Raw genomic sequence first — 24,612 nt, 5'->3', positions numbered from 1 at the left:
AGGCAACGGCGATTCCGGCGTCCGGGTGATTTCGAATCACCAGCGGGTAACCGTTCAGACCGGGGCCCTTTCATCTTTACACCATCTTAATACCATCCTTTATTCCCTTATCCCTCCTTTAACTCCTGCCTGTTATCATAGGTGCAATTCAGAGAAAGGGAGAATTTCTATGACTGAAGAACAGCTTCGGCGGATGCATCGTCTTTCGTCGTTTCAGATTATCACCGGGGGCTTCGCCTGCGTCATCCTCGTGGGTGCGCTGCTCCTGATGCTGCCGATTTCGTCGGCGGGCGGCCTCTGGACGCCGTTCCACGAGACGCTGTTCACGGCGACCTCGGCGGTGTGCGTAACCGGCCTCGTCGTGCAGGACACCGGCACCTACTGGTCGAGCTTCGGCCAGGCGATCATCCTCATGCTGATCCAGATCGGCGGACTCGGCATCATCACGGTCGCCGCCGCCTTCGCTCTTCTGTCCGGTCATAAAATCTCGCTCATGCAGCGCAGCACCATGCAGGACGCCATCTCGGCTCCGAAGGTCGGCGGCATCGTCCGGCTCACGCGCTTCATCCTGTGCGGCACCTTCCTCATCGAGCTCCTCGGCGCACTTGCCCTGCTCCCGGCCTTCTGCCGCGACTACGGACTCCGCGGTATCTGGTACGCCGTCTTCCACTCAATCTCGGCCTTCTGCAATGCCGGCTTCGACCTGCTCGGCCGTCCCGGAAATCTCTATCCGTCGCTGACCGCCTACACCGCGGATCCCGTCGTCAACATCACCATCATGCTCCTCATCGTGATCGGCGGCATCGGCTTTCTGACCTGGGAGGATATCTGCACGAACCGGCTCCACTTCCACCGCTACCGCATGCAGAGTAAGGTGATCCTCGTGACCACCCTCGCGCTGATCGTGCTGCCGGCAGCGCTGTTTTTCGCCAATGACTACAGCGGTCTTCCCCTCGGTGAGCGTCTGCTCGCCGCCACGTTCCAATCGGTGACACCCCGTACCGCCGGCTTCAATACCACCGATCTCACGAAGCTCTCCGGAGCCTCCCGCGGTGTGATGATTCTTCTCATGCTGATCGGTGGTTCACCAGGATCCACGGCCGGTGGTATGAAGACCACCACCTTCACAGTGATGATGGCGAACGCCATCGCGACCTTCCGTCAGCGTGAGAGCGTGCAGCTTTACGGACGACGCGTCGACTGCTGTACCGTGCGAACCGCCGCAACGATCATGATGATGTACCTCACGCTCTTCTTCGGAGGCGCCCTCGTCATCAGCATCTATGAGGGGCTACCGTTTTCCAGCTGCCTCTTCGAGACCGCTTCCGCCGTCGCAACCGTCGGACTGACCCTCGGCCTCACACCACATTTACACATTCTGTCGCAGCTGATCCTCATCGTGCTCATGTACATGGGCCGTGTCGGAGGCCTCACCCTCATCTACGCGACCGTTTCGAGCCGAAAGACCATCGTCGCCAGACTGCCACAGGAGCAGATCACCGTCGGATAAAAAATCCAGGCGTTCAGCTAAGAGCACCCGGAGAGACGGCACCGGAGGCAACGTAATACGAGACCGGGGAAACCTGAGCCGGGGCCCCGGATATGAACTCAAAAATAAAGGAGTAAACTACTATGAAGAATGTTTTATTAATTGGTGCAGGGCGTTTCGGTCGTCATCTCGCGATACAGATGATGCAACTCGGTCATCAGATCATGGCCGTGGACATCTCGGAGGAGCGCATCAACTCAGTGCTTCCGTATGTCACCACTGCGCAGATCGGTGACAGCACGAACGCGGATTTCCTCCGCTCCCTCGGCATCGGTAACTACGATGTCTGCTTCGTCACCATCAGCGGCAGCTTCCAGAACTCGCTGGAAACCACCTCGCTTCTGAAGGAGCTCGGCGCGAAGTGCGTGGTCTCCCGTGCAGAGCGTGACGTTCAGGCGAAGTTCCTGCTTCGTAACGGTGCTGATCAGGTCGTCTATCCGGAGAAGCAGCTCGCACAGTGGGCCGCCATCCGTTATACTGCTGACCACATCTTCGATTACATCGAAATCGATAAGCAGCATGCTATCTTCGAAGTCCCGATCCCGAAGAACTGGCTCGGAAAAAGTATCGGTGAGCTCAATATCCGAAAGCTCTACGGCATCAACATCCTCGGCGTGAAATCGCACGGTGAAACGAATGTCACGGTCACCCCGGATACCGTCCTCACGGACGACGTTACGATTCTTGTCATCGGCGAGTACAAGGCACTGCAGAAGTGCTTCCAGATCTAGGAGGTGCGCCATGGATGTCGATGGGATCCTTCTGATCATCGCCCTGCTTCTCTTCTTCCGCTTCGGGATCTACCTCGTAGCCGAGGAGGACCGCGTGGTACGCTACCTCCGGAAGCATGGCCGTAAGCCATAATATCCCTGCCTGAACTGTGATAAGCATCACAAGTCCGATCAGGGCAACATAGGAAGTCGAACCTCCGGTCCGGCTTCTTTATGTTATAATGGCTTTTGAAAGGGAACTATCGTATGACAAAAGCAGAAACAAAATCCAGTAACCCATCAAATGAACATATCCTCGTCTGCCTCTCCTCCTCGCCGTCGAACGAGCGCATCGTCCGCATGGCAGGACAGATGGCGCAGGCCTTCGGGGGCACACTGACCGCACTTTACGTACAAACGCCGGGGAACCAGGCGCTGAGCAGCGAGGATGAGGCGCGCCTCCAGACGCACGTCCGCCTCGCGACGGAGCTCGGCGCGGAAATCGTCACCACCCACGGCGACGACGTCCCGACACAGATCGCCGAGTACGCGCGCGTCTCCGGCATCACGAAGATCGTCCTCGGCCGCAGCGGCGCGGAACGCCGGCACTTCTGGAGCCAGCCGTCCCTGACCGAACGCCTCACCGAGCTCGCGCCCACCGTCGAGATCCACATCATCCCGGATGCAGAAGTCGTCCGCCATACACAGCGGCCAATGCTGGCGATCGCACCGTCGATACCCACCCTGCGGGATCTTGTTCTCACGCTCGTCATTCAGGCAGCGGCCACCATCATTGGCTTCCTCTTCTTCCGCCTGCACTACACAGACGCGAACATCATCACGATCTATCTCCTCGGCGTATTGCTGACCTCCGTCAGCACAAACGGCTACACCTGCGGACTGCTGGCGTCGGTCCTCAGTGTCTTTCTCTTCAACTATTTCCTGACCGAGCCGCGGCTCACGCTCGTCGCCTACGGGAAGGACTACCCGGTGACCTTCGCCGTCATGCTCGGCGCATCCATCCTCGCCGGCACCCTCGCCGCGAAGCTGAAGGCCCATGCCGAGCTGTCCGCGCGGGATGCCTATCGTACGAAAACCCTCTTCGACGCGAACCAGCAGCTGCAGAAGGCCGAAACGCCGACCGACATCTACCGCACGACCGCGACGCAGATTCAGCGTCTCGTGCAGCGCGATATCCTGGTCTATCCTGCGATGCAGCTGGATGTCCCATACGGACAGACCACCGGTACAGCGACTGCTATGCAAGCAGCGGATGCCGCCACGCCATCACCGTATGCTCCGGCATCTGCTGCTTCGATCACAGGCACCAGCCCATCTGGTGGTGTCGCCTCGTCCCGTTTCTGGGATGGCTACCTCTTCCCTGCGAATGGCGGTGCGCCACGCAGTATCCCGGAGAATGCCTGTGAGCCAGAGGTCGTCGACTGGGTCTTTCAGCATCGGAAGCGTGCGGGTGCGAGCACCGAGAAGTTTCAGAACGCACACTGCCTCTACCTTTCGATCCGCACCGGCCAGCAGGTCTACGGCGTGGTCGGCGTGCCCTGCTCAGCGAAGGCTCCTCTCGACGCCTTCACTTCCAGCATCCTCCTCTCCATCCTCGGTGAGTGTGCCCTCGCGCTTGAGAGCCTTCACAACGCTGAGGAGCGCGAGAAGGCCGCCGTACTCGCGAAGAACGAGCAGCTGCGGGCGAACCTGCTTCGCTCCATCTCGCACGATCTTCGAACGCCGCTCACTTCGATTTCGGGCAATGCAGACGCCCTGCTCCACAGCTACCAGGCGCTCGACGACGACAGCCGGACACAGATGATCACGGATATCTACGATGATGCGCAGTGGCTGACGGAGCTCGTGGAGAATCTCCTGGCGGTCACGAAGATCTCGGATGGCAGCGTGAAGCTGCAGCTCTCCGACCAGGTCGTGGATGACATCGTGGCGGAGGCACTCCGGCACATCGACCGCCACGCGACGGAACACCACATCACGAGCGACTGCGGTGAGCTGCCGCTCCTCGTACGGGCAGATGCGCGCCTCATCATGCAGCTTCTCATCAACCTCGTGAACAACGCGATCAAATACACCCCGGCAGGATCACATATCGAGATCCACGCCTTCCGTGAAGCGGAGCATGCGGTGATCGAGGTCTCCGACGACGGCCCGGGCATCCCGGATGCGCAGAAGGCGCAGGTCTTCGAGATGTTCTATACCGGAAGCAAGCGCGTGGCAGACAGCCGCCGAAGCCTCGGCCTAGGGCTCTCCCTCTGCCGTTCCATCGTGCATGCACACGACGGCGAGCTCTCGCTCCGCGATCATCAGCCACACGGCTGCGTCTTCTCCTTTACATTGCCGCTCAGTGAGATTAATCTCAATATGTAAACATGAACAAGCCAGTGAAGAGGCGACCACTCGCAGGCCTGACGATGATGTACATCCCTAGGCATTGGCCTCACTCGTGTATATAGAAACCCGAATGATATGAGGTGAATAGAATGAATAAAGCACTGATCCTCGTGGTGGAGGACGATACGCCGGTCCGGAATCTCATCACCACCACGCTGAAAACCCATGATTATAAATATCTTTCCGCACCGGATGGCACGAGCGCCATCCTCGAGGCGTCGTCTCATAATCCGGACATCGTGCTGCTCGATCTCGGGCTGCCGGACATCGACGGCGTAGAGGTCATCCGGAAGATCCGCACCTGGTCGAACATGCCGATCATCGTCATCAGCGCACGCACCGAGGACAGCGATAAGATCGAGGCTCTCGACGCCGGTGCCGACGACTACCTGACGAAGCCCTTCTCCGTCGAGGAGCTCCTGGCACGCCTCCGTGCGACGCAGCGCCGCCTCGGCTTGATGAAGTCCGAATCCGGACAGGAATCTCCGATCTTCACAAACGGCGAGCTGAAGATCGACTACGCCGCCGGCTGCGCCTATATGCAGGGCGAGGAGCTGCACCTCACCCCGATCGAGTTCAAGCTCCTCTGTCTCCTCTCCCGGAACGTCGGGAAGGTCCTCACCCACACCTACATCACCAAGCAGATCTGGGGAAGCAGCTGGGATAACGACGTCGCCTCCCTCCGCGTCTTCATGGCGACCCTTCGCAAGAAGCTCGAGCGCGGCGAAAACGCCCAGCCGTACATTCAGACGCACATCGGCATCGGCTACCGCATGCTGAAGGTCGAGTAAAAAAAGCTTTCCGGTTGCCCGGAAAGCTTTTTCTGTCTTCTGCGAAGCCGTACGGGGTCAGACCCCCGCGTGGCGTCATCAATCTCCTTACGCTATTCATAAGGGAGTCTGACCCCCATCAGCAGATTTATCCATCCGCTTCCATCTTCAACGGTGCGCCGCAGTGCGGGCAGGTGCCGATCGTACCGGCGTAGTAGGTACAGCCACAGTAGTCACACTTCAGCATCTTCGGCTTACCATCGATCTTATAGGTCCGGATGCCCTTCTTCTGACCATCCAGATAGTTCGCACGGACCGCGATGGCCGTACCGACGAAGGCACCCACGAGGATCAGACCGAAGAAGAACTCAGCGAAGCCGCCGCCCAGGTTCTCCATATCGACCGTGAAGCCCTTCGCCTCGTAATACGCGAGATAATCATCGAAGGTCGTCGCCATCGCGTCGCCGACATTATCCCCGTTCGCACGGGCGAGGTTCTTCTGAAGCAGATCGATGAGCTGATCCTCATCCTTCTTCTTCGCCGTCTTTCCGAGATCATCACCCCACATCGTATGGTAGTGGAACTCGTTGAAGCCGGTCTCCGGATTCTCCGCACCGTAGCCGTAGGTGATCAGCACGTGGTACTCATCATCGAAGTTGTAGATGTACTCGTTGTACGCGAAGCTCTCCATATCATCGTAGTCCAGCTCCCAGGCGGCATCGTTCGTAAACTCAACGGCCGGGATGATACCGGTGTGATCCCGGAACGCGCTGAGACTCTGATCGAGCCGGTCCAGCTCTGCATCCGTCAGATGCCCGTAGTCGTCCTGGATGAAGATCGACTGATCCACGTACCCCGGCACGACGGTTTTCTTATACCCGATGGAGAACGCGGAAAACATCGTGACGAGACCGAGCAGCATAATCGCAATCCCCGGGATACCCGCGATGATTGCAAATACGACCGAACGGATATACTGCCCCTTTGTCGTCTCCTCGTGATAATTCGGCTCATCGGTATAGACGACCTTCGGCTCATTCATCCGATTATATATGACGAACGCCCGACCGCCGGTGAACGGCGTACTGGAATGTCGGTAGCTCTTCGCACTGCCACCGGATCCGCCACTGGAGCCTCCTGAATAACTGCTTCCACCTGAATGACTGCCGCCCCCTCCTGAATGTGGCATGGTGCACCTCCTTCTCAAAACGCATCAAAGGATGCGAGTATTCCGAACCATCATAGATACTATTATTTTAACCTGTTCGACCCGTGTTTCGCAATACAAAAGGGGCTGCGGTCTGCATCAAGGGCCCAAAATCGACTTCATCGCGATTTTCCATTTTCCTGCATTGACATCGGATATGAAATGACGATAATTACGGATGTAAAACGTGAATGATTTATCAAAAATAAATGGGGTATTCTTATGTTACCATCCAGCGTGGATTTACTTGCATTTATGGGTCAGAGCAACATGGCGGGCCGTGGTGTCGCGGCACAGGCGCCAGCCGTCCCGGAGGGTCACGGTTATGAGTTCCGTGCCATCACGGCACCGGATCGTCTCTCACCGCTCGTGGAGCCGTTCGGCCAGTATGAGGATAAACCAGATGGCATCTACGAGCCGGGCATGAAGTCCGGCTCCATGGTGTCTTCGTTCGTCAATGCTTACTACGCGGAGACAAGTACCCCGGTCGTCGGTGTATCGGCAGCGAAGGGTGGCTCTGCCATCGCGGAGTGGCTGCCGGAGGGCGCGTACTACCGGGATGCGGTCGAGCGTGTACAGCGATGTGAGTTCTGGCTTTCTGCACGCGGTGTAAACATAGCGCATCGGAATATGGTCTGGTGTCAGGGCTGCACGGATGGCGATCTGCATACCGACCCGCAGGTATACTATGAGCGCACGAAGCTGGTCCTTACCTCCTTCATGCGGGACTGTGACCTCGCGTACTGCTTCCTGATCCGCATCGGAAATCACCGGGACGATCCGGCGCTCTATGTACCGATTCAGAAGATGCAGGAGAAGCTCGCCGCGGATGTACCGAACATCGTCCTCGTGAGCCAGTGTCTCGCTTCTTTCGCGGCAAAGGGCCTCATGAAGGACGAATTCCACTACCTGCAGGAGGGCTACAACCTCGTCGGCGAGGAAGCCGGCAAGGCCAGCGGAGCATTCGTTCGCACAGAACACTGACGACAGGCGTAAGCCAGGGGCCCCGGAGAGCGTCCAGCAGAAACCATACGGAGAGGTCGTGAAGAATCAAAATCCCCTGGCTTAGCGCTTACAGTGTCGGAAATTCCTTTTCGAACTCCGAGCTCAGGATGAAGCGGTCGATCATGCCGTTGTTGAGATACCACTCGTAGTCCGCGCCGCTCTGCTTCGCCATCAGGACGAGCCGGACGTCCGGGTTCAGGCGTCGGATGATTTCGCAAAGCTCGATGCCGTTCATGGTAGGAAGCCTGTACGCCGTGATGACCATATCGTAGGCGTCTGGCGCCTTCTGGATGCGATCGATCAGCGCCGCCGGATGGCCGTAAAAATCGATGGCCTTTTCGGATGCGCGGACGAGCGATTTCCACGTCTTCTGCCGCTCTTCGCGGACGACAAAAGCGATCTTCGCGATCGGTTTCGGATGTTTCTGGCTGTACATGCTCCCGGTGACAGACATTTTTCCGACCGTAACGCCCGTATTCCCGTCCGGGCCCCGGCGATCCGCGGCATCCGCTCTCTGCCCTTCGGCTGTACCACGGTCAGATGCAGCACGTGCATCCTCGTCATCCCCGACATCCTCACAGAGCGGTATCTCCATGGTGAAGCAGGTCCCTTCACCGAGCGTACTCTCGACGTGGATCGTACCGCCGATCGAGCCGAGGATGTTCCGGACGACGGACAGCCCGAGGCCGGTACCATGACGGGAGCCCTTCGTCGTATAGAACGGCTCGAAGATCTTTTGCTGTACATCCTCACTGATGCCACAGCCGGTGTCACGGACGCGGAGAATCAGTTGTCCATGCCCGCCCATCAGCTCGATCCCGAGCTCCTTCCGCTCCGTCTTTTCCATCGCCTGAAAGGCATTCTTGCAGAGGTTCATGAGGATATGCTCCGCCATGCCCTTTCGTCCGAGGATATAGAGCGGCTCCTCTGTGATGTCTGTATGCACGGTGATCACCGCCGGTGCCAGCTGCTCGACGATACCGACTGCATGCCGGACCTCCTCCGTAAAGTTCAGCTGCTCCAGACGTACGCCGGTATCCTGCCGTGCGAAGGCCAGCAGCTGCTTCGAGAGGTCCGAGGCCCGATCGACCGATACCAGCATCTCATGGATCATCTCTTTATTCTCCGTCGAGATATTCGCATCGTTCTCGAGCAGCTCCGCGTAGATCATGACGGGCGTCAGATAGTTATTGAACTCATGCGCGATGTGGCTCGACATCATTCCGAGCGACTGGATACGCTGATAGTACCGGATCTCCTCGTTCTTTCGGGCCACCGTCTCCATGCCCCGGTTGATTTCCTTCAGGTACGTGATCTCCTTTTCCTGGGCTACTGCCTGAAAATGGCTCTGCAGCACGAACACCACGATGATCCCGAGCAGCATGATATAGACGAACACGATGCCGATCATCGTCATCATCATATCGTCGAGCGGCGCCGAAAGCTCCGTCACCGGCAGCGTCGAGTTCACGATCCAGCGCTCTCCCTGGATATAGATCGCCTGAAAGGCCACCACACGCTGTATCCTCGGATGCGTCTCATCCGACCAGTCATAGGTATCGATCACACCGGTTCCGGAATCCTCGGTCTCCTGCTTCTCCAGCCACGCATGCATGCTGCTGTAATTGAGCTCCGGATACAGACGCTCACGTCCATAGAGCGCATCGAGGCCGATCTGCGATTTCGCATGATGCATGATGATGTACAGGTCCTGATCCTTCACCACCGAATAACCGTTTTTTCCGATTTTGACCTTTGCCACGCTGTTCTCGTACAGTGCCTCCATATTCATCGCGAAGCACAGCTGATAGGTGCCCTCCTTCGTATCGATTTCCTTCTGGATATACAGCTCATACCAGCCTGTAACCGGTGAGATTTTTTTTCCCGTGATCCGCGCCGCATGCTCGGTGCCGGCATTGGCCTCCGAAATCGCCCCGCGATCCGTAGCCCCGCTTCCTGTGCGCATGCTTCCGCCGCTCATCCGATGGCCGCCCGCGGTCGCTGTCGCTGCATCCGAGGAGCTCGCCTCCGCGTCGTCCAGAGAACGTTCCGTCTTCCCGCTTCCGATCTTCGTCACCATGGTCGACTGCCCCGGCGCATAGCGCGTCACCGTCCCGTCGGGTGCCGTCACCGTCACCCAGTTATACAGCGCGCCGTTTTCCTGCAGAAAGAAGTCCGTTCGTTCACGCATTCCATTATTTCGGATCCAGTCCTCTGGCATACCCGCATTCCGATAGATGAGGTCGATCTGATGGATCTTCTGCTCGAGATAGGAATCGAGATTATCACCCACGATACCGGCGATCGTCAGCAGCTGACTCCCCTCCATGGAGATCGCCTGCCGCCGATAGTTCTGGTAGTAGCGAAAGCCGGACAGCGCCGCGATCATCGAGAGCAGCAGAAAGACGACCACCGCTCTCAGCTCTGTCTGTTTATTCGTAAGCCCGTTCCGGATACGTTTCATCTCACTCTGCCCTTTCTTCCTTCTGCTTTCATCCTGCACCCGCCGTGCGTTCGTCCTCCTCTCAGTACGATGAACTCACTCGCCACCGGGCCGGGCGATATCGGGTCACTCCTCCACGGTCAGCATGTAGCCGATGCCGCGCACGGTCTTCAGGTACTTCGGCGACTTCGGGTCCTCCTCGATCTTGCTGCGGATACGCTTCACATAGACCGTGATCGTGTTGTCGTCGACGACCGATTCGTTCCACACCTGCGCATACAGCTGCTCCTTCGTGAACACCTGTCCCGGATGCTCCAGCAGGAAGCGGAACAGCGCCTGCTCACGCGCCGTGAAGTTCAGCGGCTTCTCATCCTTCAGGCACTCCATCTTCAGCATATCGACCGCAAACGGACCGCGGCGAATGCCGACATCGGACACCTCCTGGCTGTAGACCTGACTCCGCCGTATCAGCGCCTTCGCGGTCTGAATCAGCACCGCCGTATGAAACGGTTTCGTAAGGTAGCTGTCGGCGCCGAAGCCTAGGCCGAGCACCTGATCCATCTCATCCGACTTTCCGGACAGCATCATGACCGGCGTGTGGTCTCCGGCTGCACGCATCTTCTGCAGCACCTCGTAGCCACCGACCCGCTCCATCATCACATCGAGGATCACCAGCTGATATTTCTCTTTTTTCAGAAGTGCGAGGGCCTCGAGTCCATCCGACGCCTCCGTCACATCCATGCCCTCGCGCCGAAGCGCCATGCGGACCGCAAGCCGGATCGCCTGCTCATCGTCCACCAGTAACACTCTGTTCATATATTCATCTCCTGTCATCACGGACTGACCTGCCTTTCTTCATTTTAGCACAAAAGAGCGAAATCAACACTGTCGCGCTGATTTCGCCCTTTCGCGTTTGTTATTTTATAGGAGTTTATCTAAAAAAATATTAGATAACATAGATGAATATACGGTGACTGTGTGATGACAAATCTGTCATTTCATCATTTCCCCGTCATTATTTGCCGAAGGTCAGTACGCCCTTGCGGTAGGATGGATCGTGTATACAAAAAGAGCCATGCGCGGGCATGACTCTGTACGTATAATTTTATATGTTGTTTCCGCTGGCTCCGTTCAGCTGAGGGCCTACGTGCCCTGGACGACACCTCGTGTTTCGCTCAGAAGGATGGCGGGGTGATGGCAAAGATGACGCGGGCGTCGATGGTGCCGCGGTTGTGCCATACGTGGGCGGCATACGGCGGGATGCGCACGCTGTCGTCTGCGGTGAGCAGGAACTCGGCACTGTTCATCTCCAGGACGACGCTGTCGCCGGAAATCAGATAAGCGACTTCCTCACCTTCATGGCTGCGAGCGTCGCGGTAGGAGCTCATGCCGGCCGGGATGATCATCATGCAGAACTCGATGCTGCCCTTCGTGTCCGGTGTCAGCAGTTCATAGCGCACATCCGGAGCGCTTTTAAAGCCGAGGGAAAGGCGATCCTCCGGGTGAACGACCGGAGATTCATGGTCTTCTTCGCGGAAAAACATGTAGATCGGTGTGTCCAGCGCATTGGCGATGCAGCGAAGTGTATTGATCGATGGATTGACCAGGTCGTTCTCGATCTGGCTCAGCATCGACGGTGTAATCTCTGCAAGATTCGCCGTTTTCCGCACGGAAAAGCCCTTCGCCGAGCGGATTTCCTGTATCTTTTTTTCCGAGACTAAGTCCATTCATATAGTCGATCCCCCTATGTGCCATATAAAAATCAGCAGTTCAAATTATCCCACACTAACTTGATGAAGTCAAACAATAGTGAAGTGCGTTTCTCATTCCCAATGGTTATATACGCCATCTGCAAAACACTCAGCAGCATATGGGATCGTCATCGGCGGGCAGTGTCTTTCCACATACTTATGTCGGTCATCCGGCAAAGTTCCCACCAACGTATGGGATCGTCATCGGCGGGCAGATCACGCTTCCGCCGTCCACGTCTTTCCGTGATCTTTCGAACAGAATGTGATGCCGTCACTTTCTGCCGATCCGGAGGTCACGGTCATACGGAGGGTGGTGCCGTCATATGTCGGCATCGTGAGATAATGGTAGTCGTCAAGCGTCAGTCCATAGGATTTTCCAGGTTCCGGGACCTCTGTGATCTGGTCCATCGGAAGCTGGATTTCCGCAAAACTGAGACCACCATCTTCTGTCATGAAGATGCTGGAGTATTCGCCCGATGCTCCCGTAAGTCCGATAAAGCCGAAGCTTTCATCGAAGAATTCGATGCCCTCCGCGACGCCGGCACTGCCGTCAAATGGATCTTCATTGATACTGGTCCACTGCTTTCCGGCATCGGTCGACTTTTCGAGACCGTAAAAGCGAGACCCCAGTGCGGCATCCATCACCACCAGCCGATAGCCTGCATTGGCGTCGGACTGTGCGAAGGTATAGACGGAACCGTCGGCTTGATCCACAGTCCAGCCGGTCGCACTTTGCGCTGTCTCGACGATCTGATCCTCGTGCTGCGCGTTCAGCGCGCTCTGCGGGATGTATTTCGGCTCCATGATATAACGCTCCGGTGTGATTTCCGGATGATCCGGCATGTAGAGCGACATCTCGTAGCCGCTCACCTCACCGCCGGCATTTACCATGTAGATGGCATCGGCGGTACCCGGAACGCCGTCCCCGTCGGCATCGCCCTCGATGAAACGGAGTCCCTCCTCCGTCCGGAAGCTGCGCTTTCCATAATAAAGGATTTCGAACGTAGCATCCGCGTCCGCCACCGCCCAGCTGCGCACCGTCGCTTCGGTATACGCTTTTGAGAGAATATCCGGAAGCGGCGACCACAAAAGTGCAGTATCGAACGTCATATGCGCGGCACCGTCCGTCCATTAATCGATCATTTTCTTCATAAGAGTCCTCTGTTTCTTCATTGTTATTTCTCTGATTCTATAGTGTAGCGCAAAAGATAGACGGATAAACAGACGAATTCTTTTCGATTTTAGAAGTTCTTTTGCATGGATTTCTGATCCTACATATCTCTATTCAGACGCTGCCCACCGGTCCACGTCTGAATGGACTTGTGTATGACCATGCACAGCGTATAGAACATACTGGGAATTGTGCTATATATAGCATCATGTTATAGTAATAAAGTTAAACCAGCATATATAAGGAATAAAGGATGTAGAAATGACGACTACCGAAACCATGAAGGAAAATAAAATGGGCGTGATGCCTGTAAAGAAGCTGATCATAAATATGTCTGTACCGATGATGATTTCCATGCTGGTACAGGCGCTCTATAACATCGTTGATTCGATTTTCGTCGCACAAATCAGCGAGAATGCACTCGCGGCTGTTACCTTTGCCTTCCCGCTGCAGAATCTGATGATCGCGGCAGGATGTGGCACCGGCGTCGGCATGAACGCGCTACTGTCACGTTCGCTCGGCGAGAAAAATTTTGAGTGTGCAGATGATGCCGCAAATAACGGACTCTTTCTGAGCATCGTAAACTTTATCATCTTCCTGCTCGTCGGCATCTTTGTGACGGAACCGTTTATCCGGAGTCAGACGAGCGTTCCGGAAATCATCCAGGCGGGTGACACCTACCTCAGCATCGTCTGCATGTTCTCGGTCGGACTTTTCTTCCAGCTGACCTTCGAGCGCCAGCTGCAGTCGACTGGTCAGTCCGTGCTTTCCATGTACTCTCAGCTCACCGGTGCTATCCTGAATATCATCTTCGACCCGATTATGATTTTCGGTCTCTTCGGCTTTCCATGCCTCGGCGTAGCCGGTGCCGCCTATGCGACTGTATTCGGTCAGTGCATCGCCGCAGTCCTCGGACTTTTCCTGAACCTACATATGAACAAGGAGCTGCATATTTCGCTGTCCCGGATTCTTCACCCGAAGAAGGAAATCATCGGTCAGATCTACTATGTCGGTGTTCCATCGATTCTGATGATGGCGATCGGTTCCATCATGACCTACTGCATGAACCTGATCCTCGCCGCTTTCTCCACGACGGCAGCCGCTGTATTCGGTGTGTACTTCAAGCTGCAAAGCTTTTTCTTCATGCCGGTCTTCGGCCTCAACAACGGACTCATCCCGATTCTCGCCTACAACCTCGGTGCTCGGAAGAAGCAGCGCATCAACGAAGCACTGAAGTTTGCCATCACACTCGCGATCTGCATCATGCTCTGCGGCACACTCGCCTTCGAGCTGGTGCCGGAAGTACTTCTTCGTTTGTTCAATGCTTCCGACGATATGCTTGCGATCGGAACCCCGGCACTTCGCATCATCGCGTTTCATTTTCCGCTGGCCGCCTGTGGCATCGTCATGGGCTCGATCTTCCAGGCCTTCAGTCAGAGCTTCTACTCCCTGATCGTTTCCCTAGGACGCCAGCTCGTCGTACTCATCCCGGTTGCCTGGCTTCTCTCCCTCAGCGGCAACGTCAACAACGTCTGGTGGTGCTTCCTCATCGCTGAAGGCGTAGCTATGGTCCTGTCCACCTTCTTCTTCCGAAAAGTATATCGGAAGAAAGTTGCGCCACTGTAAGGTGAAGATCCAACTTCATTCTATTTTTATCATTCCTTTAAAACACAAACTATTGTATTATAAAAGGATATAAACGCTGCTTTTCCGCATGGAATATGCAGTATCCGGCGAGGTAAAGGAGTGACAGAATGGCGAAATTCACCAGGCAGGCGATCATGTACAGCACGCTGAAGCTCTTGCAGGTAAAACCGATCGATAAGATCACGGTGCGCGACATCTGTGATCAGTGCGAGCTTACACGAAATACGTTTTACTACTATTTCAGTGATATCTATGAGGTGGTGGAGGAGCTTCTGAAATTCGAGACGGATAAGTCGCTTTCCGAGCAGCAGGAGTTCGACAGTCTGTATGATGCGTATCTTCAGAAGTATCATCTCGTGCTGGAGTATAAGAACGCAGTCTATCATCTATACAACTCGAAAAACCGAGACATGATCCTCCGTTATCTCTATGACATCACGGATGATTTTGTCGAGAAGTACGTACGGAACGAGGTCCGTGGGCACCACTTAAGTGAGGACGATATTCACTTCATCACCCGCTTCTACAGCTGTTCGATGGTCGGCAGTATCCTCCGCTGGCTGCAGGAGGGCATGAAGGACTCGCAGGAGGAGATCATCTATAAGATATCGATGGTCTACCAGGCGACGATCCAGACGCTCATCCAGCAGATCGAAGCGTCGAAGAAGACAAATTAAATATCTGCCCGCTCATTTCCGGGCAGCCACGGGGTCAGATCCCCGCTGAGATTTTTTCATCCCCTGGCACCTGGCAGAAAGGGGTCTGACCCCTGTCCATCCATGCACGACTTGAACTGAATCTGGCTGACAATCTGATAGCAAAAAAGGAGCCGCAATCTGCGGCTCCTTTTGTTCAGTCTACGACACCACCCTCAACGACCATGGAATCCGGGTTGGTATCCTCACCGAATACGGCCTTCAAGGTCTCATCATAATCCTTGTGGAAGAAGTTTTCCTCACCGAGTGTCTTGATCTCATCGTTCAGGAAATCGAGCACGGTGCTGTTGCCCTTTGCGACTGCGGCTGCGATAGTGTCATAATCACCGAGGGTCTCGATACCTACTGTGAAGCCAGGATTTGCCTTCGCCCATGCGATGACCTCTGTGTTATCGGTGGAGAATGCATCGCCTCTGCCATCGAGGAGCGCGTTGTACGCATCGGCATACGCATCATACTTCTGGAGCTTCACCTCCGGGTAGTTCTTCTCGAAGTAGGTCTCTGCCGTGGTTCCCTTTGCGACGATGAGGGTCTTATCCTTCAGCTCATCGATGGAGCTGATGACCGCACTGTCCGGTGAAACGACACCGAGTGCGACCTTCATGTACGGCAGTGCGAAGTCGACCTGCTCCTGTCTTTCCGGCGTCACGGTGAAGTTTGCGAGGACAATGTCTACCTTACCGGTCGCCACGTACTCTACGCGAGACGCAGGGTCGAGGGAGGTGAACTCTACGTTTACGCCGAGGTCATCTGCGATTCTGTGTGCATAGTACACATCATAGCCCTGGTACTCACCCTTATCATCGACATAGCCGAATGGTGCCTTATCTGAGAAAACGCCGATCTTTACGGTTCCGGACTGCTTGATCTCGTCAAGTGTACGGAAATTACCGCTTGCAGCTGCGCTGGTCTCAGCCGCCGCTTCTGTTGCGGCAGGGGTAGTTGTGTCTGTCGCAGCCTCTGTGGCAGCCTTCGCCGCGGCAGTGGTTGCGTCCGGTGTAGAGGAAGCGCCGCATGCAGCCAGACTCGCTGCTGCTACGATGGCGGTAAATGCTGCAAATACTGACTTTTTCATAATTTTTCTCCTTTTTTGATATTGTTCAGCATCTTCATGTCGATCTTTCAGATTCGCTACGCCAGGCGTCCTGTAACAGGGGCTTCTCCTGAGCGTCGACCATCCTTCTCGGATCGGTCATGCGCTGAACGGCTGATTAGAATGTTATGTAAATGTATATATGTTCATCTGCGTTCGCTTTCCGGACAGCTACCGCAGGATAAACCACCTCACTCCACATCGTTCTTTCGCTTCTTCGCGACGAACTCGAAGTTCTCGAGGAACTCCTTCGCACGTTCGCTCTTCGGACGGGTGAAGAAATCTTCTGGCGTCGCCTCCTCGACGATATGACCGTCATCCAGGAAGATGATCCGGTCGGCGATGGCTCTCGCGAAGGCCATCTCATGAGTGACGATCAGCATTGTCAGACCCTGCTCCGCGAGCTCGAGCATAACGTCGAGTACCTCACGAACCATCTCCGGGTCCAGCGCCGCGGTGACCTCATCAAACAGCATCATCTCCGGATGCATCTCGAGGGCCCGCACGATCGCGACACGCTGCTTCTGTCCACCGGACAGCATACGCGGATAGGCGTTTTCCTTATCGGCGAGTCCGACGCGCCGAAGAAGCTCTCTGGCCTCCTTCTCCGCATCCGCCTTCGAACGCTTCTGCACCTTCTGCGGTGCCATCGTGATGTTATCGAGGATCGTTTTATGTGGGAAAAGATCATAGCTCTGGAACACCATGCCGATCTTCTGCCGGTACTTCGACATCTCCGCACTGCTCTTTCCCGAGATTTCCTCTCCGTCGAGGGCGATACTTCCATGATGGATCGTCTCGAGACCATTGATGCAGCGGAGCAGTGTCGACTTTCCGCAGCCGGATGGTCCGAGCAGGACGACGACCTCGCCCTTCCTTACGTCGAGATCGATCCCCCGGAGGATCTCGAGCTCGCCGAACGATTTATGCAGATCTTTAATTAAAAGCTGTATGTCAGCCATATCACCTGTTTCCTTTCTACGGGAGTTTATGCGCGTTTCTACAAGCGGTGCGCGGATGGCTGATACATGTGCATGTGAGCTTGCTCGCAAATGCACATGTATCAGCTCAGACGCATAGCGCGACAGCGCGACATGAGTATGAAGCGAAGCGGAATACGAATGGCACCGCAACTATAACTTCTAATTTTTCCAGCGCTTCTCGAGATAGCGGGCCAGCATCGAGATCGGCCAGCAGGAGAAGAAGTAGAGGAAGAAGACGACGCCGTAGATCGGGAGCGCCGCGGTCGGGTAGGCGAAGCGGTTCGCGTCGATGATCTGCTGTCCGGTCTTTAGGACCTCCACGACGCCGATCAGGACGATCAGGGAGGTGGTCTTGATCATACGGGTGATCAGGTTGATCGCCAGCGGGATCAGGCGGCGAAGCGTCTGCGGGATGATGACGTAGAGGCTGGTCTGCAGCGGGGTCATTCCGAGCGCCGCTGCGCTCTCGTACTGGTGCTTCGGGATGCTGATGAGGGCGCCTCGTACGAGGTCTCCCATCTCTGCAGTGCCCCAGAGGACGAAGACGATGACGGCACTGAGCTCACCGGAGAGATTGATTCCGAAGGCCCGGGTCGTACCGAAGTACACGATGAAGAGCAGCACCAGCTGCGGCATGATACGGATGAAATCGAGGTAGACACGGCTCAGTGCCTTCGTGACCGGATTCTTCCTTGTCATGAGCATACCGAAGAGGATGCCCAGCGGGATGGAAATCAGTACGGCGATGAGGGAGATACGGATGGTCACCCACAGTCCGCCCAGCAGTCGGATGAAATTATTTCCCTTAAACAGGATCGAGATCGCCGGCGCCTTCTTCTGGTCCGCGGCCGCCTGTGCGGCTGCAATGGCCTCCGGTGTGGCGGCGGCCAGCAGCTTCATCCCGAGGCCGCGGAAGCTGTCCGCGAAGTGCAGAAGCTCGAGGCCGAACGCATTGGCAACGTGATTAATGACCGAATCCAGCATAGCGCAGCCTCCTTTCAAGTAAGGTTCCGAGGATGGAAATCGGAAGCAGGATGATGAGGTAGGCGATGACCAGCATGCCGAGGGCTTCCGGAGTCTTATAGTAGAGTCCGATGAGGTCCTTCGCGACGTACATAAGGTCCGCCAGGGCGATGCCGCTGAACACGGAGGTTTCCTTCAGAAGGAAAATGACATTCGCCACGAGGGATGGCACCGAAACGGCCATGGCCTGTGGGAGGATGACACTCCACATCGTCTGCACCGGGGTCATCCCGAGGCTGAGCGCTGATTCCTTCTGGATCGGCTCGACGGTTTCGAGACCGGAACGGAAGGCTTCGGTCATGTAGGAGCCGCCGAGGAAGGCAAGTCCGACGATACCGCAGAGCTCCGCGGACCAGCGGATGCCGATCTTCGGGAGACCGAAATACAGGAAAAAAAGCTGTACGAGCAGCGGGGTGTTTCGGCTGAGCTCGACGTAAACGGAAACGATGTGGCGCAGTACCGGGATCCGGTAGTACTCGACCGCGCTGCACAGGATGCTGACGACGGTCGCGAGCACGATGCCCAGAGCACCAATCGTAAGCGTCAGTCGCGCAGCCTCGACGTACATCGGAATGTACTGCTGAATAAACTGAAAATCCAAACTTTTGCTCCTCTCACAGATCTGCTTAACCTTGGATGCCCGTAAGAAATATTTTCCATTTCTTACAGTTTTTACGGTCGTCGAGGAAAGCTACCGTCGCTTTTCTCACCACTTCTGTAAAAAAGAAAAAAGGACCCGCGATGTGCGAGTCCTCTTCGTCCCAATCAAAACAGATCCTCTATTTCTAAATAGATCCTATCTTCCCGGATGAAATTCAACGCACATCAAAGACGCCCTATGGCAAGCCATACAGCAGCAACAGCAACAACATGTATTCATATTACGGTTGCTTCTGAACGTCATGTGCGTTTTCTCCTGAAAGATTTTTCCGGCAGGTCTAATTCCTACTTCCCTACTGGAATTTGCTTAACTTTATCACCATGAAGTGCTGCCGTCAATGCTTTCGACCGGATTCTGCTATCACCATTCGGAATAGAAGTGAAAACCCCGACGGTGTGTATGCGCACGGATCTCTCTTGAAAAAACTGCAGTACACTGGTACTCGCAGCCTGTACTGAATCCGAAAACTTGAAAACCCCGACATGCCATGCACGCCGGGGTTTTCAGGTTCATTTTTCAGGATAATAGTAAAAAATACTGAAAACAGTATTTCATCGCGATTACAGAATGTCGATGTGCTCACCGGCGAGGGCCTTGTTCATGCTGCGGACAGCACAGAATTTACCACACATACTGCAGGTATCGCTGTGGTCGTCCTCCGGGAGACGGTCATTACGGATCTTCTTTGCGGTCTCCGGATCGAGTGCACACTCGAACTGTGCGTCCCAGTCCAGGGCCTTACGTGCATCGGCCATCTTATCGTCGATGTCACGCGCGTGCGGGATCCCCTTCGCGATATCCGCTGCGTGGGCCGCGATCTTCGAAGCGATAATGCCCTGCTTTACGTCCTCAAGATTCGGAAGTGCGAGGTGCTCTGCCGGTGTGACATAGCAGAGGAAGGATGCGCCGTTCATCGCGGCGACAGCACCACCGATGGCTGCCGTGATGTGATCATATCCCGGTGCGATATCCGTCACGAGCGGTCCGAGAACATAGAACGGTGCGCCCATGCAGAGGGTCTTCTGTACTTCCATATTTGCAGCGATCTGGTTCAGTGGCACATGACCCGGACCCTCGACCATGACCTGAACGTTATGTGCCCATGCACGCTTCGTGAGTTCACCGAGACGTACGAGCTCCTCGATCTGGCATACATCGGTCGCATCCGCGAGACAGCCCGGACGGCAGGCATCGCCGAGGGAAATGGTGACATCATACTCCTCACAGATATCGAGGATCTCGTCGAAGTACTCGTAGAACGGGTTCTCCTGACCGGTCATACTCATCCATGCGAATACGAGGCTTCCGCCACGGCTGACGATGTTCATCTTACGCTGGTGCTTGCGGATCTGCTCGATGGTCTTCCGGGTGATACCACAGTGCAGGGTTACGAAGTCGACACCATCCTGTGCATGCAGACGGATGACGTCGAGGAAATCCTTCGCGGTCAGGGTATCGAGGTCACGCTGATAGTGGATGACGCTGTCGTATACCGGCACCGTACCGATCATCGCCGGACACTCCCTACAGAGCTTCTGACGGAACGGCTGCGTATTTCCATGGCTGGAGAGATCCATGATGGACTCCGCACCCATACGAACAGCACTCATCACCTTCTCCATCTCGAGATCATAATCCTTCATATCTCTCGACACACCGAGGTTTACATTGATCTTCGTTCGAAGCATCGAGCCGACACCCTCTGGATCCAGGCAGGTATGGTTCTTGTTTGCGCAGATCGCGACCTTACCCTCTGCCACAAGCTGACGAAGCTTCTCCTCCGTCATATGCTCCTTCTCTGCGACGATCTTCATCTGCGGCGTGACGATACCCTTCCGCGCCGCATCCATCTGTGTTGTATAATTCTGCATATTTTCTCCTTTTTCTGATTCGGGATCAGCCATCATCTGTTCAGCCGCTAGACCATGACTCTGGAAAACAGCGCTCCCGCATCCTCAGGATGCCTCGCATCATGGCCTTTCTTCTGAACATATAAAAAGAGAACACCCGCAGGTGTTCTCTCAGATCCATAAACGTACAGAAGACGTCTCATCCTAAGTATTTACCTACGTTGGCATTATCCAAATCAGGTTGCGGGTCGAGATTTCTGAATCTCCTCTCAGCCGACAGCAGTCAGCTCCCCTCTTTATAATTTTGCATTTGTTAAATTATAGAACGCCTGCCTCCTGTTGGCAAGGCCAGGAAGAAAAAAGATTCAGCAAAAGATTCAGCATCCGTCTTCCTTCGCCCAGCCGTAAGCATACTTGACGGCCTTGTTCCAGCCCTTGATCTTCTTCGCTCTGTCCTCGTCAGAGATCTTCGGCTCGAAGGTCTTATCGATCGCCCAGTTCTTGATGACGTCTTCCTTGCTGGTCCAGTAACCGACGGCGAGCCCTGCAAGATAGGCTGCGCCCATCGCGGTGGTCTCTACGCACCGTGGGCGCTCTACCGGAGCATCGATGATGTCAGACTGCGTCTGCATCAGGAAGTCGTTGGCACTTGCGCCACCGTCTACCTTGAGGGCTGCCAGCTCGATACCGGCGTCTGCCTTCATGGCGTTCAGCACGTCATTTACCTGATACGCGATGGACTCCAGCGTTGCACGGATGATGTGATATTTATTCACGCCACGTGTGATGCCGACGATGGTTCCTCTTGCGTACTGATCCCAGTGCGGCGCGCCGAGGCCGGTAAATGCCGGAACGACATAGCATCCGTTAGTATCTTTTACCTTCTTCGCCATATACTCGGAGTCCGGTGAAGAATCGATGATCCGAAGCTCATCTCTCAGCCACTGAACCGCTGCACCTGCGACGAAGATGGAACCCTCGAGTGCGTAATTTACCTTGCCGTCGAGTCCCCATGCGATGGTGGTTACGAGACCGTTCTTAGAGAAGATCGGCTTCTCACCGGTATTCATCAGCATGAAGCAGCCGGTTCCATAGGTGTTCTTCGCCTCACCAGGATGGAAGCAGGTCTGTCCGAAGAGTGCGGCCTGCTGGTCACCTGCAGCACCCGCGATCGGGATCGCGCCGCCGAGGTACGAAGGATCTGACTCGCCGTATACGCAGCTGGACGGCATCGGTGTCGGCAGCATGCACTTCGGGATATCGAGCTCTGCGAGGATCTCATCATCCCACTCCAGTGTGTTAATGTTAAAAAGCATCGTACGGGAAGCGTTGGAATAATCGGTTACATGAACGTGGCCCTTGGTCAGCTTCCAGATCAGCCATGTCTCGACGGTACCGAATAAGAGCTCACCCTTCTCTGCTCTTTCTCTTACACCCTCTACGTGATCGAGAATCCACTTCACCTTCGTGCCTGAGAAGTACGCATCGATGACGAGACCGGTCTTCTCTCTGAACTTATCGGTGAGGCCCTTCTCCTTCAGACTGTCACAGTACTCGGAGGTTCTGCGGCACTGCCATACGATCGCGTGATATACCGGCTCGCCGGTTTCCTTATCCCATACGATGGTGGTCTCTCGCTGGTTGGTGATACCGATACCTGCGATATCCTCTGCAGTGGCACCGATCTTATTGATCGCCTCGACGGCTACACCGAGCATGCTCGCCCAGATCTCCTCTGCATCATGCTCTACCCAGCCCGGCTTCGGGAAGTACTGTGTGAACTCACGCTGTGCCACGCTGCACATCTCACCCTTCTCGTTGAACAGGATACACCGGTTACTCGTCGTTCCCGCATCCAGCGCCATTACATACTTCGCCATCTCTTTTCTCCTTGTGAGGTCATGTCACATGTAGTCTACGGATAACCAGCTTAAGATAAACTGACAGGAGAATGATACCACAGATATCACTGCAAAATCAAAATCCGGCTATTTCCTCAGTTCTGCGATTCGGCGGTTCAGGGTGCTTCGGGAAATCGAAAGACTTCTGCAGATTTCTTTCTGCGTCTTTCCGGCCTCCAGGAGCTCCCGTATCTTTTTCATCTCATACTCTTTTGAAGAAATGTCTGGACGCTCGTCTTCAGAATGTGCCACAAATCCATCCTGCAAAACAGCCATCTCGAGCTGGGTATTCAGTTCATTGATCTCCAGTCCCATCAGCCGTTCATAATCCTCAGGCGCAATCGACAGCACAGGTCGTGCCTTTTCATGGAGACGTCCGTAATAATCCAGCATACTTTTTGCATAGCGCAGAAACAGCGCACGGTCTGTATGAACCGTGTGTACCGGCTTCAGGCAATGTTCCTTCATGGTCTCATACAGTTTCCAGCTGAACATCCCGGTCTGACAGAGCTCCTCCAGATTTTTATCCGTGCAGAACATGATCCGCACAGATTCCAGATCCCTCCGCTTTTTCCGATTCGCAATCAGTTTCGCGAGATACTCCTGATAGCAGAGCTGCATTCGCTCTGGATAGTGGATGACGACCGTTCCCTCATTGTTATTCTGCAGCAGCCCATCTTCTCCGAACAGATAATCCGACAGATAATCCTGGTAAATGCTGGAACTGCGCATGATCAGGATATCCTTCAGTTTGCGGCTCGATTCGTTGTGAATCGCCTTCGCAAGAAGCTCATTGATCTCCATGTCATCGGTATTGATCAGAATGGTGTCGTGATTTTCCAGTGCATAGTTCCTAGCCTGTTTCAACAGATCCGCATCGCAGATGTTTTCGAGAAAATCGAAGGTGATGTAGCTTCCATTGGCAAACTGCACTGACTCCTTCTGAATCTCACTGTATTTACGAAAGGTAAACAGCATGGTCGCGCCGTGCTTATGCTCAAACGTCGGTTTGACGTTGATGATTCCATAGAAATGGTTTCGCTGAATGGCCGCTTTCACCATCTGGCCTTTTCGCTCCGGTGTCCGGAACGTTTCCTGAATCGACTCATACGGAAACAACTCCTGGATCCGTTTTCCCAGAAGCGGCTCCGTGATCCAGAACTGCTTTCGAAAAGCCTCGTTTGCAAACAGAATATTTCCATAATAATCCGTGTACACCAGCGCCGTATCATTGGCATCGAGGATACTTTTCAACTCGTCATTTTTCTCTTCTATGATCCTGGAGTACTGGCTGTCCGTAATCTTGGAGGCGATCAGATCGGCCATGCTGTGCATGAAGGTAACCGTGGATGTAATCTTTTTAAACAGCGCTTTTCCTGTGTCTTTCGGAAGAATCAGGGCGATGACACCGATGGTCCGGTTATCGAGGCGAATCGGCACGCCCACAAAGGATTCCATCTTGCAGTTATGATATTCCGTACACTGTCGGCAGCTTTCTTTATCTTTCTTCCGTTCGATCAGCAGATCCTTATTATCATAAAAAACCTCCGCGATCAGCGAACCGATTTTGATATCCTGATACAGGGAAAAATACTGGAACGCGCTACCGATGACATTCATGTCTGCGTCGGTGATGATGACATCGGTTTCCAGCACATCTGAGATGGTCCGTGCGAAATCATCAAATTCTGTCTTATGCTCACCCTTAAACTTCATT

Annotated in this window: 20 protein-coding genes; 8 read left to right on the top strand and 12 right to left on the bottom strand. The window is 54.9% G+C overall.

Annotated elements, in window-relative coordinates; all coding sequences use genetic code 11:
* The first annotated feature begins 169 nt into the window (after positions 1-169).
* From ACTNC3_RS10185 to ACTNC3_RS10165, 5 genes are all read left to right on the top strand, one after another.
* On the top strand, positions 170-1,510 hold the full coding sequence (locus ACTNC3_RS10185) for a TrkH family potassium uptake protein (protein WP_441227361.1): 1,341 nt from the start codon (positions 170-172) through the stop codon (positions 1,508-1,510).
* A 122-nt stretch (positions 1,511-1,632) separates the two neighbouring features.
* Positions 1,633-2,280, top strand: a complete 648-nt coding sequence (locus ACTNC3_RS10180) for a potassium channel family protein (RefSeq protein WP_441227360.1) — start codon at positions 1,633-1,635, stop codon at positions 2,278-2,280.
* Between the two features lie 10 nt (positions 2,281-2,290).
* Entirely contained in the window at positions 2,291-2,413 is a 123-nt protein-coding gene (locus tag ACTNC3_RS10175) for a hypothetical protein (protein ID WP_410042265.1), read from the top strand.
* Positions 2,414-2,526: 113 nt separating this feature from the next.
* Entirely contained in the window at positions 2,527-4,650 is a 2,124-nt protein-coding gene (locus ACTNC3_RS10170; RefSeq protein ID WP_441227359.1) for a DUF4118 domain-containing protein, read from the top strand.
* A gap of 113 nt (positions 4,651-4,763) precedes the next feature.
* Positions 4,764-5,465 (top strand): response regulator, encoded by a 702-nt coding sequence (locus tag ACTNC3_RS10165; RefSeq protein ID WP_410042263.1) that lies wholly within the window; start codon positions 4,764-4,766, stop codon positions 5,463-5,465.
* Positions 5,466-5,592: 127 nt separating this feature from the next.
* Here ACTNC3_RS10165 and ACTNC3_RS10160 read toward each other — a convergent pair whose 3' ends face one another.
* Positions 5,593-6,633 (bottom strand): hypothetical protein, encoded by a 1,041-nt coding sequence (locus ACTNC3_RS10160; protein ID WP_410042262.1) that lies wholly within the window; start codon positions 6,631-6,633, stop codon positions 5,593-5,595.
* A gap of 240 nt (positions 6,634-6,873) precedes the next feature.
* Between ACTNC3_RS10160 and ACTNC3_RS10155 the strand changes: the two genes are divergently transcribed.
* Positions 6,874-7,635 carry a sialate O-acetylesterase gene (locus ACTNC3_RS10155; protein WP_441227358.1) on the top strand — a complete coding sequence of 254 codons (762 nt, stop codon included), beginning with the start codon at positions 6,874-6,876 and terminating at the stop codon, positions 7,633-7,635.
* Between the two features lie 88 nt (positions 7,636-7,723).
* Here the strand turns inward: ACTNC3_RS10155 and ACTNC3_RS10150 are convergent, their stop codons facing one another.
* From ACTNC3_RS10150 to ACTNC3_RS10135, 4 genes are all read right to left on the bottom strand, one after another.
* Positions 7,724-10,120 (bottom strand): ATP-binding protein, encoded by a 2,397-nt coding sequence (locus ACTNC3_RS10150; RefSeq protein WP_441227357.1) that lies wholly within the window; start codon positions 10,118-10,120, stop codon positions 7,724-7,726.
* A 105-nt stretch (positions 10,121-10,225) separates the two neighbouring features.
* Positions 10,226-10,915 (bottom strand): response regulator transcription factor, encoded by a 690-nt coding sequence (locus tag ACTNC3_RS10145; protein ID WP_410042259.1) that lies wholly within the window; start codon positions 10,913-10,915, stop codon positions 10,226-10,228.
* Positions 10,916-11,274: 359 nt separating this feature from the next.
* On the bottom strand, positions 11,275-11,826 hold the full coding sequence (locus ACTNC3_RS10140) for a cupin domain-containing protein (RefSeq protein WP_441227356.1): 552 nt from the start codon (positions 11,824-11,826) through the stop codon (positions 11,275-11,277).
* A 240-nt stretch (positions 11,827-12,066) separates the two neighbouring features.
* Positions 12,067-12,960: a WD40/YVTN/BNR-like repeat-containing protein gene (locus ACTNC3_RS10135; RefSeq protein ID WP_441227355.1), complete on the bottom strand. Its 894-nt coding sequence runs from the start codon at positions 12,958-12,960 to the stop codon at positions 12,067-12,069.
* A 322-nt stretch (positions 12,961-13,282) separates the two neighbouring features.
* Between ACTNC3_RS10135 and ACTNC3_RS10130 the strand changes: the two genes are divergently transcribed.
* Positions 13,283-14,647: an MATE family efflux transporter gene (locus ACTNC3_RS10130; RefSeq protein WP_441227354.1), complete on the top strand. Its 1,365-nt coding sequence runs from the start codon at positions 13,283-13,285 to the stop codon at positions 14,645-14,647.
* A gap of 128 nt (positions 14,648-14,775) precedes the next feature.
* The gene (locus tag ACTNC3_RS10125; protein ID WP_410042251.1) at positions 14,776-15,345 is read left to right on the top strand and encodes a TetR/AcrR family transcriptional regulator; all 570 of its coding nucleotides are present in this window, start codon (positions 14,776-14,778) and stop codon (positions 15,343-15,345) included.
* A 175-nt stretch (positions 15,346-15,520) separates the two neighbouring features.
* Here the strand turns inward: ACTNC3_RS10125 and ACTNC3_RS10120 are convergent, their stop codons facing one another.
* The 7 genes from ACTNC3_RS10120 to ACTNC3_RS10090 form a co-directional block, all read right to left on the bottom strand.
* Positions 15,521-16,459 carry a cysteine ABC transporter substrate-binding protein gene (locus ACTNC3_RS10120; protein ID WP_441227353.1) on the bottom strand — a complete coding sequence of 313 codons (939 nt, stop codon included), beginning with the start codon at positions 16,457-16,459 and terminating at the stop codon, positions 15,521-15,523.
* Positions 16,460-16,668: 209 nt separating this feature from the next.
* Positions 16,669-17,439, bottom strand: coding sequence for an amino acid ABC transporter ATP-binding protein (locus ACTNC3_RS10115; RefSeq protein WP_441227352.1), 771 nt, complete (start codon positions 17,437-17,439; stop codon positions 16,669-16,671).
* A gap of 180 nt (positions 17,440-17,619) precedes the next feature.
* On the bottom strand, positions 17,620-18,444 hold the full coding sequence (locus ACTNC3_RS10110; RefSeq protein ID WP_441227351.1) for an amino acid ABC transporter permease: 825 nt from the start codon (positions 18,442-18,444) through the stop codon (positions 17,620-17,622).
* Complete coding sequence (locus ACTNC3_RS10105) at positions 18,425-19,084, bottom strand: amino acid ABC transporter permease (RefSeq protein ID WP_441227350.1); 660 nt, start codon at positions 19,082-19,084, stop codon at positions 18,425-18,427. Before ACTNC3_RS10105 ends, ACTNC3_RS10110 begins: the two co-directional genes overlap by 20 nt.
* Before the next feature lie 620 nt (positions 19,085-19,704).
* On the bottom strand, positions 19,705-21,015 hold the full coding sequence (gene thiC / locus ACTNC3_RS10100; RefSeq protein WP_441227349.1) for a phosphomethylpyrimidine synthase ThiC: 1,311 nt from the start codon (positions 21,013-21,015) through the stop codon (positions 19,705-19,707).
* Positions 21,016-21,371: 356 nt separating this feature from the next.
* Positions 21,372-22,874 (bottom strand): glycerol kinase GlpK, encoded by a 1,503-nt coding sequence (gene glpK / locus ACTNC3_RS10095; RefSeq protein WP_410042245.1) that lies wholly within the window; start codon positions 22,872-22,874, stop codon positions 21,372-21,374.
* Positions 22,875-22,982: 108 nt separating this feature from the next.
* A complete protein-coding gene (locus tag ACTNC3_RS10090) occupies positions 22,983-24,611 on the bottom strand; it encodes a GAF domain-containing protein (RefSeq protein WP_410042244.1) in 1,629 nt (542 codons plus the stop codon).
* Position 24,612: the final 1 nt, after the last annotated feature.

It is taken from the genome of Oribacterium sp. HCP3S3_B9, from assembly GCF_052064255.1.
In the GTDB taxonomy this organism is placed as follows: Bacteria; Bacillota; Clostridia; order Lachnospirales; family Lachnospiraceae; genus Oribacterium.
The sequence above is the reverse complement of the archived record's forward strand: the minus strand, read 5'-3'. Positions and strand labels throughout refer to the sequence as shown.

Excerpts from the sequence above, each read along its gene's own strand:
- ACTNC3_RS10140 (WP_441227356.1), bottom strand. The coding sequence starts at position 11,826 with ATGGACTTAGTCTCGGAAAAAAAGATACAGGAAATCCGCTCGGCGAAG.
- ACTNC3_RS10155 (WP_441227358.1), top strand. The coding sequence starts at position 6,874 with ATGTTACCATCCAGCGTGGATTTACTTGCATTTATGGGTCAGAGCAAC.
- ACTNC3_RS10165 (WP_410042263.1), top strand. The coding sequence starts at position 4,764 with ATGAATAAAGCACTGATCCTCGTGGTGGAGGACGATACGCCGGTCCGG.
- thiC (WP_441227349.1), bottom strand. The coding sequence starts at position 21,015 with ATGCAGAATTATACAACACAGATGGATGCGGCGCGGAAGGGTATCGTC.
- ACTNC3_RS10180 (WP_441227360.1), top strand. The coding sequence starts at position 1,633 with ATGAAGAATGTTTTATTAATTGGTGCAGGGCGTTTCGGTCGTCATCTC.
- ACTNC3_RS10150 (WP_441227357.1), bottom strand. The coding sequence starts at position 10,120 with ATGAAACGTATCCGGAACGGGCTTACGAATAAACAGACAGAGCTGAGA.
- ACTNC3_RS10160 (WP_410042262.1), bottom strand. The coding sequence starts at position 6,633 with ATGCCACATTCAGGAGGGGGCGGCAGTCATTCAGGTGGAAGCAGTTAT.
- ACTNC3_RS10170 (WP_441227359.1), top strand. The coding sequence starts at position 2,527 with ATGACAAAAGCAGAAACAAAATCCAGTAACCCATCAAATGAACATATC.
- ACTNC3_RS10120 (WP_441227353.1), bottom strand. The coding sequence starts at position 16,459 with ATGAAAAAGTCAGTATTTGCAGCATTTACCGCCATCGTAGCAGCAGCG.
- ACTNC3_RS10110 (WP_441227351.1), bottom strand. The coding sequence starts at position 18,444 with ATGCTGGATTCGGTCATTAATCACGTTGCCAATGCGTTCGGCCTCGAG.
- ACTNC3_RS10125 (WP_410042251.1), top strand. The coding sequence starts at position 14,776 with ATGGCGAAATTCACCAGGCAGGCGATCATGTACAGCACGCTGAAGCTC.
- ACTNC3_RS10175 (WP_410042265.1), top strand. The coding sequence starts at position 2,291 with ATGGATGTCGATGGGATCCTTCTGATCATCGCCCTGCTTCTCTTCTTC.
- ACTNC3_RS10115 (WP_441227352.1), bottom strand. The coding sequence starts at position 17,439 with ATGGCTGACATACAGCTTTTAATTAAAGATCTGCATAAATCGTTCGGC.
- ACTNC3_RS10090 (WP_410042244.1), bottom strand. The coding sequence starts at position 24,611 with ATGAAGTTTAAGGGTGAGCATAAGACAGAATTTGATGATTTCGCACGG.
- ACTNC3_RS10145 (WP_410042259.1), bottom strand. The coding sequence starts at position 10,915 with ATGAACAGAGTGTTACTGGTGGACGATGAGCAGGCGATCCGGCTTGCG.
- ACTNC3_RS10185 (WP_441227361.1), top strand. The coding sequence starts at position 170 with ATGACTGAAGAACAGCTTCGGCGGATGCATCGTCTTTCGTCGTTTCAG.
- glpK (WP_410042245.1), bottom strand. The coding sequence starts at position 22,874 with ATGGCGAAGTATGTAATGGCGCTGGATGCGGGAACGACGAGTAACCGG.
- ACTNC3_RS10130 (WP_441227354.1), top strand. The coding sequence starts at position 13,283 with ATGACGACTACCGAAACCATGAAGGAAAATAAAATGGGCGTGATGCCT.
- ACTNC3_RS10135 (WP_441227355.1), bottom strand. The coding sequence starts at position 12,960 with ATGACGTTCGATACTGCACTTTTGTGGTCGCCGCTTCCGGATATTCTC.